The sequence below is a fragment of the Arsukibacterium perlucidum DSM 18276 genome, assembly GCF_000382165.1.
GTDB classification, from domain to species: Bacteria; Pseudomonadota; Gammaproteobacteria; order Enterobacterales; family Alteromonadaceae; genus Alishewanella; species Alishewanella perlucidum.
This window is the reverse complement of sequence record NZ_KB907726.1, coordinates 1-14,015: the sequence shown is the minus strand read 5'-3', so window position 1 is coordinate 14,015 and position 14,015 is coordinate 1. Positions and strand designations below refer to the sequence as shown.

At 51.0% G+C, this 14,015-nt stretch carries 10 protein-coding genes and 1 pseudogene; 2 read left to right on the top strand and 9 right to left on the bottom strand.

Annotated elements, in window-relative coordinates; genetic code table 11:
• Positions 1-233 precede the first annotated feature (233 nt).
• The 4 genes from H141_RS0115720 to H141_RS0115705 form a co-directional block, all read right to left on the bottom strand.
• A complete protein-coding gene (locus H141_RS0115720; RefSeq protein WP_019677243.1) occupies positions 234-1,496 on the bottom strand; it encodes a mechanosensitive ion channel family protein in 1,263 nt (420 codons plus the stop codon).
• A gap of 114 nt (positions 1,497-1,610) precedes the next feature.
• Positions 1,611-2,378 carry a phosphoadenylyl-sulfate reductase gene (locus H141_RS0115715; RefSeq protein WP_019677242.1) on the bottom strand — a complete coding sequence of 256 codons (768 nt, stop codon included), beginning with the start codon at positions 2,376-2,378 and terminating at the stop codon, positions 1,611-1,613.
• A 46-nt stretch (positions 2,379-2,424) separates the two neighbouring features.
• Positions 2,425-4,143 (bottom strand): assimilatory sulfite reductase (NADPH) hemoprotein subunit, encoded by a 1,719-nt coding sequence (cysI, locus tag H141_RS0115710; RefSeq protein ID WP_019677241.1) that lies wholly within the window; start codon positions 4,141-4,143, stop codon positions 2,425-2,427.
• Complete coding sequence (locus tag H141_RS0115705; protein WP_019677240.1) at positions 4,143-5,954, bottom strand: assimilatory sulfite reductase (NADPH) flavoprotein subunit; 1,812 nt, start codon at positions 5,952-5,954, stop codon at positions 4,143-4,145. The genes cysI and H141_RS0115705 overlap by 1 nt, the downstream gene beginning before the upstream one ends.
• A 321-nt stretch (positions 5,955-6,275) precedes the next feature.
• Here H141_RS0115705 and H141_RS0115700 point away from each other — a divergent pair, with 321 nt between their 5' ends.
• Positions 6,276-7,112: a DUF2884 family protein gene (locus tag H141_RS0115700; RefSeq protein ID WP_019677239.1), complete on the top strand. Its 837-nt coding sequence runs from the start codon at positions 6,276-6,278 to the stop codon at positions 7,110-7,112.
• 69 nt (positions 7,113-7,181) lie between these two features.
• Here the strand turns inward: H141_RS0115700 and H141_RS0115695 are convergent, their stop codons facing one another.
• Genes H141_RS0115695 through H141_RS0115680 form a run of 4 tightly spaced genes read right to left on the bottom strand, consistent with a single transcriptional unit; the run spans position 7,182 to position 12,725 of the window.
• Positions 7,182-8,153: an L-threonylcarbamoyladenylate synthase gene (locus H141_RS0115695; RefSeq protein ID WP_019677238.1), complete on the bottom strand. Its 972-nt coding sequence runs from the start codon at positions 8,151-8,153 to the stop codon at positions 7,182-7,184.
• On the bottom strand, positions 8,150-8,944 hold the full coding sequence (locus H141_RS0115690) for a DUF6671 family protein (RefSeq protein ID WP_019677237.1): 795 nt from the start codon (positions 8,942-8,944) through the stop codon (positions 8,150-8,152). Before H141_RS0115690 ends, H141_RS0115695 begins: the two co-directional genes overlap by 4 nt.
• Entirely contained in the window at positions 8,941-11,361 is a 2,421-nt protein-coding gene (locus H141_RS0115685; RefSeq protein ID WP_019677236.1) for a DUF2309 domain-containing protein, read from the bottom strand. Before H141_RS0115685 ends, H141_RS0115690 begins: the two co-directional genes overlap by 4 nt.
• Positions 11,358-12,725: an NADH-quinone oxidoreductase subunit L gene (locus H141_RS0115680; protein WP_019677235.1), complete on the bottom strand. Its 1,368-nt coding sequence runs from the start codon at positions 12,723-12,725 to the stop codon at positions 11,358-11,360. Before H141_RS0115680 ends, H141_RS0115685 begins: the two co-directional genes overlap by 4 nt.
• 99 nt (positions 12,726-12,824) lie before the next feature.
• Here H141_RS0115680 and H141_RS0115675 point away from each other — a divergent pair, with 99 nt between their 5' ends.
• Positions 12,825-13,700: a LysR family transcriptional regulator gene (locus H141_RS0115675; protein WP_019677234.1), complete on the top strand. Its 876-nt coding sequence runs from the start codon at positions 12,825-12,827 to the stop codon at positions 13,698-13,700.
• A 64-nt stretch (positions 13,701-13,764) separates the two neighbouring features.
• Here the strand turns inward: H141_RS0115675 and H141_RS21790 are convergent.
• Positions 13,765-14,015, bottom strand: a pseudogene (locus H141_RS21790) (hypothetical protein); the annotation flags it as partial.

Sequence of the window (14,015 nt, the reverse complement as noted above, 5' to 3'; positions counted from 1 at the left end):
TTCGGTTAGTAAATAGGTTAGTAAATTTCCGCGTTCTCAATGTCAGCTATCATAGCCAGCCATCTTAAGTTTTTAAAACGAATTAAATTAATCACTCTAATCGTTTTTATAAATTAAAAGTCAACCAGGTTGCTAATCATAATCTTTAGCGTATTAACTACGTGACAACACAGCTGTTTAGATGAGGACAAGGCGCTGATTTCTCAAGCGCCTTGTGGTTTTAATCGGCTAATTTAAGCGGGCTTTTCATCAACTGCTCTGGTTAGCTGAATGGCCCGGATATCGATACCACTGGGGTGCTGATATACCCGCAAACCAAATTCCGGCAAAATGGCCAGTAAATGGTCAAAAATATCTGACTGGATACCTTCATACGCCAGCCAGGCGGTGGTATTGGTAAAGCAGTAGATTTCCAGCGGCAAGCCATCAGCACCGGGGGCTAACTGGCGTGCCATCAGCGTCATCTGCTGATGCACGCCGGGGTGGCTGGATAAATAGCGCTGCACATAAGCACGGAAAGTACCAATATTGGTAATGCGCCGGGTATTGACGGGCTCCTGTCCCCGCTCGGCCAGCTCACTGTTCCAGCTATCAATTTCCTGCTGTTTTTCAGCCAGATAATCCTGCAACAAACTAAAACGGTTTAACCGTTTACGCTCGTCGGCATCCAGAAAATGAATACTTTGCTGATCCAGCATCAGGCTGCGCTTAATCCGCCGCCCGCCCGACTGCTGCATACCACGCCAGTTTTTAAAGGCATCGGTCATAAAACGCCGGGTTGGGATAGTGGTGATGGTTTTGTCCCAGTTCTGCACTTTTACTGTGTGCAGCGCAATATCAATTACATCACCGTCAGCATGCAGTTGTGGCATTTCTACCCAGTCGCCAACCCGGATCACGTCGTTCGAGGAAATCTGCACGCTGGCGACCAGGGATAAAATAGTATCCTGGAAAATCAACATTAATACTGCCGCCATAGCGCCCAGGCCCGACAACAAGATTAATGGTGAGCGATCAACTAACGCGGCAATCATTAAAATGGCTGCGACGGTAAATACCAGAATTTTTAACACCTGAACATAACCTTTTATCGGCTTGGTTCTGGCATCGGGTCGTTGCTCGTATACGGTGTTAACCAGGCTGAGAATATTGGCAATCGCCAGGGCGACGGTCAGCACCACAAAAGCATTGCAGACATTAACGACAATAGTGGTAACGGTTTCCGGCACACCGTTAATCAGCGTGATGCCTCTGGAGATAACCAATGCCGGCACAATATTGGCCAACCGGGCCACGAAAGCAGAGTGTTTAATCACCTGATGCTGACCAATAGCGCTGGCCCGCAGAGCGCGGAAAATACCGCGGATCAGCACTTTTTTAACAATATAATTGCTGAGCCAGGCTACCAGCAACAGCAAGCCCAGACTGAGCCACAAATTAGTTTCGGGGTGTTGCTCCAGCCAGCTCTGGATGGCACTGAAATCGTAATCAAACATAAATTAACGTATTCCCTGTTAGCAAAGGCGATATAACGGTGACAGCTACGTTAGCAGCGGCAGTGCATGCTGGCGCTATTATGCCCCGTTAAAGCGCTTTTGCAACCGCCAGTACTAAATGCCGTCGCCATCCATATGCAGGCCACATTCACGGCCAAAGCCATTAAAACGGGTGTCTTCCTCACTCATTCCCGGCTCAAATTTAACGGTAGAATGGGTATCACCCACCGATAAATAGCCTTGTTCCCACAATGGGTGATACGGCAGGTTATGCTGCTTCAAATAATAAAATACGTCTTTATTACTCCAGTCGATTATCGGCTGAATTTTTATCACACCACGGCTAATTTCAACAATGTCTTTTTCGGCGCGGCTGCTGCTCTGGCTGCGGCGTAAGCCGGTAAACCAGCTACCGACCTTCAGTTCGCGCAGTGCCCGCTGCATGGGCTCCACTTTATTCAGCTGGTTATACTGCTTAGTACCCTCAGCCGTTAACCATTGCTCGCCATAACGCGCCAGTTGCCAGTTGGCCGATAATGCCGCCCGGTACACCTGTAAATTCAGACCCAGTTGCCCGGTTAACTGGTCAATAAACTGGTAGGTTTCAGGAAATAAATAGCCAGTGTCGGTTAATACCACCGGAATATCCGGCCGCTGCACTGTCACCAGGTGCAGCATTACCGCGGCCTGAATCCCAAAGCTGGAGCTTAGCATCGGTTGCACCGGCAAGTTCGCCAGCGCCCAACGCACCCGCTCAGTGGCACTCATCGGACTCAGCAGCTGGTTTATTTCTGCCAGCCAGACATGCTGGGTGGCACTATCCTGTAACAGTATTTGTCGATAATCAGTTGTTACACTGTCGATCATGCTGTTTCCTGCCATTGATATTCCTGCAATAGTTAACTCTGTTTGCTGTTGGGCTGTCGAATCAGGCATGAAAGTCGGTCTTCGATACTTTCACTTCAGCCACTACTCCTGTGCGAATCACAAAATCGCCAAAGCATTCGCCACTGTTGCGATTAACAGCCCAGCGGCCAATTAAGTTATCCAGTTCGCTCAGGATTTGCGTTTCGCCGACATTATCTAAATAAAGTTTAGGGATGCGGGTGCCTACTTTATTGCCGCCCAGATACACATTATATTTTCCCGGTGCCCGGCCAACTAAGCCCACTTCAGCCAGCATGGCCCGGCCACAACCGTTAGGGCAGCCAGTTACCCGCAGTACAATGTGATCGTCAGCCAGCTGATGTTTAGTCAGCAATGCTTCTACTTTACCCACCAGCTCTGGCAAGTAACGCTCAGCTTCGGCCATTGCCAGCGGACAGGTCGGGAACGACACACAGGCCATTGAGTTTTTGCGCTGCTCGCTGTGCGCATCATCAATTAAGCCGTGCTCGCGGGCCAGCTGTTCTATTAACGCTTTTTGCTCCGCTGGTACGCCGGCGATAATCAGGTTCTGGTTAGCAGTCATCCGAAAATCACCCTGGTGCACTTTAGCAATAGCTGCCAGGCCCGTTTTCAGTGGTTTACCGGGAAAATCCAGCACCCGGCCATTTTCAATAAATAAGGTTAAATGGTGTTTGCCATCAATGCCCTCTACCCAGCCAAAGCGATCGCCGCGGGTGGTAAACTCAAATGGTTTAGCCGGTGTAAAAGCCACGCCTACCCGCTGCTCCACTTCGGCCTTAAAGGTATCAAGGCCAATCCGGTCGATGGTGTATTTGGTTTTGGCATTTTTACGGTTTACCCGGTCGCCATAATCGCGCTGCACGCTGACCACATGCTCGGCCACTTTTAAGGTGTGCTCCAGACTAATAAAGCCCAGCACTTCTGCCTTCCGCGGATAGGTCGAGGTATCGCCAAAGGTCATCGCCAGGCCACCGCCCACCAGCACGTTAAAGCCAATCAGCTTGCCGTGCTCGGCAATGGCGACAAAGTTCAGATCATTAGCATGGACATCAATATCGTTATGCGGCGGGATCACCACCGTGGTTTTAAACTTACGTGGTAAGTAGTTTTCACCCAGCACCGGCTCGGTTTCCGTGGTTTCGATTTTGTCTTCATCCAGCCACAGCTCAGCATAAGCGCGGGTTTTTGGCAGTAAGTGCTCGCTGATCTGCACCGCCCACTGGTAGGCCTGCTGATGCAGCTCAGATTCCACCGGATTAGAAGTACATAGCACGTTGCGGTTAACGTCGCCGGCGGTAGCAATAGAGTCGATACCAATGCTGTTTAAAAACTGGTGCATCGGCTTAATATTCGGTTTTAACACGCCATGAAACTGAAAAGTCTGGCGGGTAGTTAAGCGAATACTGCCATACAGGGTTTTATCCGCAGCAAACTGATCAATTGCCAGCCATTGCTGCGGGGTGATAATACCGCCAGGCATCCGCGCCCTCAGCATCACGTTGTGCAATGGCTCCAGCTTTTGCGCGGCGCGTTCGGCCCGGATATCGCGATCATCCTGCTGGTACATGCCGTGAAAACGGATCAGCATAAAGTTATCGCCGTTAAAGCCACCGGTGACTTCATCGCTTAAATCCTGCTCGATAGTGCCGCGCAGGTGTTTACTTTCTGCCTTTAACCGCTCGTTGTCAGACAGTTTACCGCTGACCTGCAGCTCAGGTTTAATCGGATATTGGCTCATTAGTACACATCCTTCTGGTAACGCTTGGCTACTCGTAATTCATCTAAATATTGCTGGGCCTGTTCGGCGTTTTTGCTGCCATGTTGCTGCACGATATCCAGCAGCACCTGATGGACATCTTTGGCCATCCGGTTAGCATCACCACAAATATAGACATGGGCACCCTGTTGCAGCCACTGATACACCTCGGCTGCATGTCTACGCAACTTATCCTGTACATACACTTTCTGAGCGCTGTCCCGGCTGAAGGCGACATCCAGCTTGCTAAGCAGGCCTTGTTTTAAATAGCCCTGTAACTCCACCTGATATAAAAAATCCTGGGTAAAGTGCGGGTTACCGAAAAACAGCCAGTTTTTACCACTGGCGCCGCGGGCATCCCGCTCCTGTAAAAACGCCCGGAACGGCGCAATGCCGGTACCTGGGCCAATCATAATTACCGGGGTGTCGTCATTGGCCGGTAAGCGGAAATTGTTATTCTGCTCAACAAATACCCGCACTTTATCGCCCTCGGCTAAACGCTCAGCTAAATAGCCGGAGGCACCGCCTAAATGTGGCTGACCAAAGGCATCGTAGCGCACCACCGCCACCGTTAAATGCACTTCCTCTGCTACTTCCGCCTGCGATGAGGCGATGGAGTACAAACGCGGTTGTTGCTTACGCAGCGCATCGACCAATTGCTGAGCGGTGATTGGATTGTCAGTCACCGGATAATCGCGGACAATATCGATAATTTGCCGCTCGGCCAGATAAGCACGTAGCGCGGCTTTATCCGCCGCCAATTGCAGTAAGGCGTCGTTAGCAGTGGCTGCAGCATATTTTTCAACAAAGGCCGGGTACGACTGAGTAAGTTCCAGCTGCTCGGTCAGGGCGTCGAACAAGCTTAAGCTCTGATTGCTAAGGCTGACCTCAGCGGTGCTTTGCAGAGCGGTAAGGCTTAGCAGTTCAGCCACCAGTGCCGGGTCGTTATTAAAATACAGGCCCAGTGCATCACCTGGCTGATAAGTTAAATCAGAACCCTGCAGTGAAATTTCAATATGCCGTACGTCTTTCGTTGAATCACGGCCAGTAATTTTCTGGTTTGTGTATAACTCAGCCGCAAACGGCTGCTGTTTAGTGTACTGGCTGGCCGCTGCCGCTGCTGCCTGACCCGGCCAGTTAATCACCTGAGCCGACGGTGCGCTGGCAAATTCCGGCTCTACCACACTAATCAGGGCATTATTCCAGCTCGTGGCAGCAGCATCATAGTCGACGTCCAGATCAGCGCGGGCCTGCAAGCGCTGACCGCCTAATTCGGCCAGGCGCTCGTCAAAGTCGGCGGCGGTTTTACAGAAAAATTCATAACTGGTATCGCCCAGCCCCAGTACCGCAAATTTAAGTTGCGGCACTTTCGGTGCTTTTTTGCTGAACAAAAAGTTATAAAAACTGACCGCATTTTCCGGCGGTTCGCCCTCACCATAGGTAGAGGTAACAATAATCAGATACTGCTCATTTTTCAGCTGGCTGCTTTTATAATCAGCTAAATCGACGACCTTAGCAGCGATGTTCTTTGCTTTGGCTAAACCTGCCAGCGCTTCAGCTAGATGGCGGGCATTACCGGTTTGCGAGCCATACACTATAGTCAGGCTGGCGCTGCTTGCTGCCGCGGCTGTCGGTGCTGTGGCCTGGCCACCCGCTAACTGGGCACTGGCTGCCAGATAGCCGCTGACCCAGGCTTGCTGAATGGGGTTCAGCTGGCTCACCAGACCCTGCAGTTGCTGCACCTGTTGCTCAGACAACGGGCTGGCTTGCGCTACTAACGATGATAAAAGCATAAAAACACCTATATAAACTTTATATTGGCATTTTAGCCATCCAAACGTATGCCCGTAAAAGAATGGATCTCTCTGCGTTATTCCAAATAGTAATTAAAAGCTGGTGCACTCAACATAAATTTCCATGATTAATGGCCTGCCGTGCTGGCGTCAACCGTGCTTTCCTGTCTGATAAATTCGCTACTTAATAGTGAAAACCGCTAACCACTGAATTTAGAGAACAGCCATCAAGAAATATACCTCAATAAAAACAATAAGATAAATATTGGCACTGACTTTGCGTTAGCAACCTGTCAATAAAACATAGCAAGGACCAATATTATGAAAACCACTCTGATAGCCAGTGCCATTATGTTCAGCTGTTTTAGTATGCAGGCCGTCGCCGGCCATCACAATGAGCATCATGCTAAGCATAACCAGCAGCAAAGCTGTAATTTTTCGATGGAACAGGATTTACTGATCAGCCGTGACAGCGTGCAACTGCAGGATAATGGCGCCATTTTGTGGCAAATAAACAACGATGGCCGCTTGAGCCTGAATGGCAAAACTGTGCAAGTAGATAACGATACCCGGGCATTACTGCGTGATTACCAGGCCGGCATTCGCAGCCAGACCACTGAAACCATTGCCCTGGTAGAAGATGCACTGCTAATGGCCAGCGAGGCACTGACCACAGTGCTGGCTGAGCTAACCGGTAAATCACTGGACGAATACCCGGCCATGCAACAAGCGTTAACCAAAATAAGCGACGCGGCCAGCCAGATAGTAGTACAGGATGGTGACAACACTTACCTGTACGGCAGCCGGCTGGACAGTATCGATCAGGCTTTTGGTCCGGAATTTGAGCAGGCGATAGAAGAGGCTGTCAGTCAGTCGATGGGCAGCATTATGATGCTGGTAGGCAAAGCCATGACCAGCGGCGAGGGCAGCTTCGAACAACGGATGGAAGCATTTGGCCAGAAAATGGAAAAGTTCGGTGAAAACCTGGAAGCGAAAATGGACATGAAAGCTGCCGCGCTGGAGCAACGTGGTGACGCCATCTGCAGCCAGGTAAGCCAGCTGGATGCCCTGGAAACCCGAATTCAACAGCAAATTCCAGCAATGCAACAATATGACTTATTTACAAATGGCGACAGCTCACTAAGCCTGCGGCGTTAACCCCTTTACTCCCAACCACGACCTTTAGCGCAGGGTTTTGCCTGCGCTTTTTTTTATGCTAAAAGGCGCTTATAAATTAGAGCTTGCCCGTTTTAACCGGTCATGTACCGCCTGCCAGGGTTCCTGCTCTGGTGGTAACTCACACCAGATAGCAGCCACCGCTGCCTGATCTGCCATAAACAACGTGTGGTAAAGCCGCTGGCCATATGCGGTCGCCTCAGCTGGCATCGGATACTGCTTTACCAGCGGCTGAGCTTCAAACTCTGTTAAACCAAGCAGCGCTACAGCCTGGTCAGATTCTGCAAGGCGTAACAGTAGTTCTGACCGGGTAAAACAATATAAAGGCTTATCAGGCTGATAATGGGCGCTGATATTTCCCGGCACTGCAACACTATGTTGCAATGGCTGCGCAACCGGTTCACCGAGTATCGCCGAAATTTCTGCGGCAGTTATTGGTCCGGCACGCACGATAACTGGTTTGCTGCCCGTCAGGTCGACAATTGTTGACTCCAGACCAAACTGACAGGCGCCACCATCCAGCACCGCTGGTATTTTACCTTGCATTCCCGCCAATACCTGACAAGCCGAGGTCGGGCTAAGTTTTTTATATGGATTGGCAGACGGTGCAGCAACGGTCAGCTGATACTGCTGAAGTAACGCCAGCAACACAGGATGTGACGGCATCCTTAAGCCAATGGTATCTAAACCGCCGGTAACAACTGAACTGACATGCTCCGCTTTATGCAACAGTAACGTCAGCGGACCCGGCCAAAAAGCATCTGCCAGGACAAATGCGGTGTTACTGACATTTTTTGCCCATCGGCCGATAGCCGCTTTATCCGGCACATGCACAATCAGCGGATGATTGGCCGGTCGTCCTTTAGCGGTAAAAATAGCCCTGACAGCATCGGGGTTAGATGCATCGGCCGCTAAACCATACACAGTCTCTGTAGGCACTGCCACCAACTGACCGTTTTGCAGATAATCGGCGCATAATTTAATATCAGAAGCGGATTCTGAGCTTAGTAATAACGTATTCAAGGGTTACATTCCTGGCAATATTGTTGGCTGGCATGACTGGCAGCAACCGGCTCTGTTTCAGTATATCCGCAGCGCTGACAAACTGCCTGGCGCTGCCTGGTCAGGCTGGTAGCAACGCCACAAGCTTCGCATGGCAAACCCGGCAGTGCTTTATCCGGCCAGAAGCCTGGGGTCGCACATTGCGGACACAAACGTTGTAAACGCCGGGCTAAATCGTCAGCAGCCTGCTGAATATGAAAACGCCGCTCCGGGCTCAGATGGGCTCGTAAATCATAGCTGAGAGTCACTTCCCCGTATGAAAACCTCAATAATGCCAGATTATGTGCCTGAGCAGCTGTCAGGGCTTTTTTCAGATAATTACCTTGTTGCAACACTAAATACTGGTCTGGTTCTATATCAGTCAGAGCCTGCTGTAGTGACTCAGCATCTTTCAGCAGCCATTGCTGCGCCAGCGAAGGTCCATAAAACCTGCCTGTCACCGCCCAGCCTGCCGACACGTTAATACAACAGATAAGTTCGAGATTATAAGTACCAATGCCGAAAGGGCCGACAGTAAAGCTGCCTTCGCTGCCTATTCCGATGTCCAGCCCGGATAATTCAGCAGCCAGAGCGGCCTTTCGAAAGGCACATTCCTGTGCTGTCATAAAGCGGGACTGACCGCCGGCAAAACTACCAAGGGTATCGGTGTCAAAACTATCGATCTCGGTAAGCTGCCAGCCAAACTGGTTGAGGGCCGGAGCGATCAGCCGGGCTTTATCATGGCGGGTCAATACAGCAACAGTATTTTTCATACTGTCACCTGTTGCCAGCGAACCTGTTGCCATTGGTTTAGCGTACCATCCTGATCAAGCTGATATAGCCATAACCAGTGATTGTTCACCAGTGCCGCAACGTCGTCCGAGCGCTTAATAATATCGGCGATAGCCTGCTGTGGCGCCGCAATAATGACACTAAGACGGACAGGTTGATGGCGAAGCCGGGTGCCGTCATGCACCGATTGCCAGCTTAAACCATTGCGTAGATCACCGCCATTACCCTCAAAAACGCCGATATGGCCAGCCACAACATTGTGCAGCAACTTATTGCCACTGCCGTATTTATCGGGTGCAACTACCGAGGCGTAATATTGCAGGTTGATCCAGTTGGTAACCACCATTGGCGCGGTCATAATGGTGTGTAGCAGGCTGTAATCAGCATCCTGGTCCGCATTATAATCATGCAAAAAGCAACGCCCCTGCAAATTCAGCCCTTTGGTCAGGGTTCGTGGCGCCACGATAAAAGCGGCATTGTTGGCCAGCCCCCACTCTGGTCGAAGCTGCGCCCAGTCGCGGCTGCGCAGTTTAAAAAACCGGCTTAAGCCGGAAGTGTCTGGCGCTGCCTCAGCAAACTGGCTGGCTCTTTGCTTTCTGGCCTTTGTACCGGCCTCTGCCAGCCAGCCCAGCCAGTCAGCAGCGGCAGGCGGCTGGAATACTTGCAGATCATCAGTTGTCGTATGATGCATGGCCGCATAAAACCGGCTGTCTGTCGGGATCTGTAAATCATGCCGGCGCGCAAGCTCAGCACGTACCTCGCAGTTGTTCAGAATTTGTGCCAGTACCTTGACATTCACTTCGCCGGTCTGGCCGCCGCAGGCACCACAATCCAGCGCCGCAGCCTGCGGGTTATTGCAAGTCTCACTGCCATGTCCCACCAGCAATACTGTCGGTGCCAGTGTGCCGTTCAGCCCCATAGCAGACAGAATTGCAGCAGCCAGTTGTGCTTGCTCAGCAATACTCAGTGGCTGCTGATCCCGGCTCAGAGACCATTGACCGTCGTCCAGATAGCGGTTCATGGCGTGAGGTGCTTTAGTGCGGAAAAATGCCCGTTTCAGCAGACTAAGCAGCTTGGTGGCGCCAGCGGCTTCCACCATGCCGAGGCTGGATGACGCCAGGTCAAAGCTTTGCTTCCAGCCCAGTGCAGGCTGGCGTGGTAACGTTGTTTTTTCCGGCCAGATTTGACTGACTTCCAGCACAGGGGCAAGCAGCCCGGGCAACTGGGGTCGGCTTAGCTTGCTGTCGGCAGCTTTATAGGCAATAGGCAGGCCGAAAAAGCCGGCAAATCCCAGAGTTTGGATGCCTGCATCCTCTTGCTCCAGTACCCGGCGTATCGGCTCTGAACGTACATCAATACAAAAGGCTGCTTGTAGCGCAGGTCTGGCAGGCGTTGCAACAGGTTGTCTGGCAGCCTGCTGCAGTTGCCGGAATAATGGCAGCTGCACACTTAACTCCAGCGCACGTTGCCAGACCAGACGCATGCTCTGCAGCGCCTGGGTGTTCAGCAGCATAACGCTATACTGCCTGCTCTGTTGCTGTAAAGCAGTAATAATATGATCATGCGCGGCATTGTGAAGCTTGCTGTGCTGCCACAATACCCAGTCCCAACCCAGCAGCATATAGAGTAACTGACATACGGCATTGTGACTCTGATGATTGTTCAGCTGCTGTTGCCAGTCGAGCCATGCCTGCCAGCCTGCCCAGCCGGAGAGGCTTTGCAGCAGATTTTCAAAATAGGCCAGCTTTGCCTGCTCGTCTGGACACCAGCTATCTAACCAGGACTCCAGCTGCTGCAAAAGGACAGACGGCTCAGTTGGCAATGTGGCAAACAGCGTAGTTAAATTAATACCACTAAGTACCTGTAACCCTTTATCCTGACACACCACAGTAAGCCAGCTTTGATAACTGTGTTGATCACTGCCTGCCTCAACACTGAATCGCTCCGGATACTGATAATATAATCCCATAAACTGGCTTAGTTGCTGCTGGATCAGCTGTGACCAGGGCAAGGCAGACTGTCTGGGCGCTTGCTCTGACAACAGTTGCGCCAGTGATTGCCAACGACTTAAATCATGCGGTTGTGACAAGATAGCAGCGGCTTCGTCAGTATCCATGGACAGGTCCGCTTCCTGCAGTGCCTGCTGCAAATGTGCAGGCTGTATTTGCTGCTGCCACTGTGACAAGTACCAGTCAGCAGTCATCAGACAACTGGTACCCGCCAGCAGCTGTTGCTCAGCACAAACTGCGGCAAAATTATGTTGCCGTTTCGGCCACCAGGGGTTAACCGCTATCATCTGATCAAGCGGCCAGGCAGGGGCTATCTGGCCGGCAGCTTGCTCAATCAGTGGTTGTAGTTTACTGCCGGTTAGCTGGGTTGGAATACTGACTGCACTCATTTAATGCTCTCCACATTTGACAGGATGCTGGCCTTAACAGTTTTTTTGTTATGGTAAGGCCAGATTTTCAAAGTGATCCTGGTGGCCCATTCATCGAGATAACCGCCAGCGTTTAACCAGATAAACACCCGGTTCACGGTGCGGTGCCGGCTGTGATAGCGCAGCAGCACCGCCATCACGAACAGACCAGCGAAAACCAGGCTGGTGAACACATCAGCCAACGTCGAAAACAGCTGTGTTGCGGGTGCAATGTTCTGCAACATATACTTACCGCCGCTATACAGCGTCAGCAACCCTACGCCATAACCTGCTGCCAGCATTACCCTCAGTGGCCTGCGCCTGTCAGCCCTCGCCAGTGAAGGCATCAACAGCACCGTAACAGCAAGCACCAGCAATACTGCACTGCTCAGGCTGGAAAGGGGCAGGATCTGATGCGCCAGCATTACCAGCGCCGATGCAATCAACAACGCCAGCAGCCAGTGTCTGGCTCGCGGTTCGGTTTGCTCGGCCAGCTGTGCTGCCAGATAATGATTGACTGCATTGCCGCTGTGCAGGAAGGCATAAGCTTTATAACAGGAGTGCGCGAGCAGGTGCAGTAGTGCCAGCGTATAAAGGCCAAGGGCAATTTCGACCAGCATCAGACCCATCTGAGCGATCGTCGACCATGCCAATCGCACTTTTATACTAATTCGGGTTGTCATAATCAGCGCCGCCAATATAGTACTGATCAACGCAGTAGCCAGCAGTAACATGACGGCAGGGATGCTCAGTTCCAGTAATGGCGAGAATAGCAGCAGTAAAATACCGCCCAGGTTAATGATACCTGCATGTAACAGAGCTGACACCGGCGTAGGCGCTTCCACTACCTGAATCAGCCAGCCATGTAACGGTAACTGCGCACATTTGATTAACGCCACGACCACCAGCAACATAGTGGCAACATGTCCATACACGCTAAGGCTCTGCTGCAAACTGGCCTGAGTGACAAGGTTGCTTATATCAGCCGTACCGAACTCGAAATACAGCAGGATAAATGCCGCTGCCAGCAATATTTCACCTGCGCGGGCAGTTAATGCTTTTTTATGCGCAGCCAGCTGGGCACGGGGGCGTTCAGGATAAAACAATAATAGCTGCTGTAAACTCAGACTAATCCAGCACCAGCCTAACCAGAACAACAGCAGGTGGTTACTTAGCAGTGTAAAGACCGTCGCTGTTAACGTCAGGGCCAGTGCCCGCATAAAACGTAGTTTGTCATGCTCACCTGCCAATGCTGTTGCGCTGTAACGCCAGATCACAACAGCCAGCAGCGCTATCAAAGCCAGTAAAACCAGCTTTAAGGACGAGATAGTCAGTAACGAGTTCATCGTTCACCTTTCGCTTTAATTAACTGGCGCTATTGTCTACAGTGGATTAGCATTAGTAAAATACATAATAAATCACAAATCGTTCACTAAAAGAGAACCATGGGCCGGTTAAACTATCATCATCTGTATTATTTCTGGCAGGTAGCCAGAGGCACTAACCTGACTGAAACAGCGCAGCGTCTGCATATTTCGCAATCTGCTCTTTCTTCACAAATCAAGCAGTTAGAACAAAGCATGCAGGTGCAGCTATTCCGGCGTGAAAACCGCAGGCTGGTGCTGACAGACAGCGGCTACCAGACCCTGAAGTACGCCGAAGATATTTTCAGTCGCGGCGCCGAGCTCGAGCAATTGCTGTTGCAGGGAATGCAACCTCAGCACAGTCCAATCCGGATTGGTACCTTGTCGACCATGTCACGGAACTTTATTGAAAGCTTTATTACGCCATTGCTGAGCAAAAGCAACGCACGCTACAGTTTACTGTCGATGAACCAAACCATGCTATTAAATGCCCTGGCCCAACATCAGCTTGATTTAGCATTAAGCAATATTGCGGTACAGGGCAACGACAGTCAGTTATGGCAATGCCGGTTACTGGCCAGGCAACCTGTCGCCGTAATTGGCCCACCAGGCAAGCATACCGGTCACAGTTTGAGTGATTACAAAAAACAGCGCTGGGTGCTGCCGCCGGTGCAAAGCCCGGTGCGCACCGCTTTTGATGCGCTGGCAGCGCAGTATCAGCTGCAACCTGACGTTATTGCTGAAGCAGACGATATGGCGATGCTGCGCTTACTGGCTAGGGACAGTGGCGCCCTGGCTGTTATTCCTGAAGTTGTGGTAAAAGACGAATTACAAAGCGGCCGGCTATATAAATATCTGACCCTGCCGCAGATTTACGAGAACTTTTACATTATTACCACCCAGCGTGAGCTGCTGCACCCGCAACTGCACCTGCTGCTGCAGGCTTTCCCGGCCTGAGCAGTAGCCGGTTTAACCGGCTAGCAAATTAAAATGGGTCAGAGTCTGAGGGATCCCCACGAATTTAGCTCCAACACAATCCATACTCTGCGGTTTTCCGTTTGAAGTAAAGAACGCCGGATAACCAATGTTTTAAAGTTATCCTAAGTTCGCTTTGATGGATTAGTCTTGCCGCGATGTAACAGTAGCTGAGTACCCGTCGATGTTTGATAGTGTTTGCCTGGAAGCGTTTAGCCAACCCCGCTTGCTCTGCGGCTACACCAATAAAATTCATAGCAAACAACGCTAAAGTACCAATTAATACCAGCACTGCTA

Bases quoted from the DNA above. Each gene is read 5' to 3' on its own strand.
- H141_RS0115720 (WP_019677243.1), bottom strand. From the start codon at position 1,496: ATGTTTGATTACGATTTCAGTGCCATCCAGAGCTGGCTGGAGCAACAC.
- H141_RS0115715 (WP_019677242.1), bottom strand. From the start codon at position 2,378: ATGGCAGGAAACAGCATGATCGACAGTGTAACAACTGATTATCGACAA.
- cysI (WP_019677241.1), bottom strand. From the start codon at position 4,143: ATGAGCCAATATCCGATTAAACCTGAGCTGCAGGTCAGCGGTAAACTG.
- H141_RS0115705 (WP_019677240.1), bottom strand. From the start codon at position 5,954: ATGCTTTTATCATCGTTAGTAGCGCAAGCCAGCCCGTTGTCTGAGCAA.
- H141_RS0115700 (WP_019677239.1), top strand. From the start codon at position 6,276: ATGAAAACCACTCTGATAGCCAGTGCCATTATGTTCAGCTGTTTTAGT.
- H141_RS0115690 (WP_019677237.1), bottom strand. From the start codon at position 8,944: ATGAAAAATACTGTTGCTGTATTGACCCGCCATGATAAAGCCCGGCTG.
- H141_RS0115685 (WP_019677236.1), bottom strand. From the start codon at position 11,361: ATGAGTGCAGTCAGTATTCCAACCCAGCTAACCGGCAGTAAACTACAA.
- H141_RS0115680 (WP_019677235.1), bottom strand. From the start codon at position 12,725: ATGAACTCGTTACTGACTATCTCGTCCTTAAAGCTGGTTTTACTGGCT.
- H141_RS0115675 (WP_019677234.1), top strand. From the start codon at position 12,825: ATGGGCCGGTTAAACTATCATCATCTGTATTATTTCTGGCAGGTAGCC.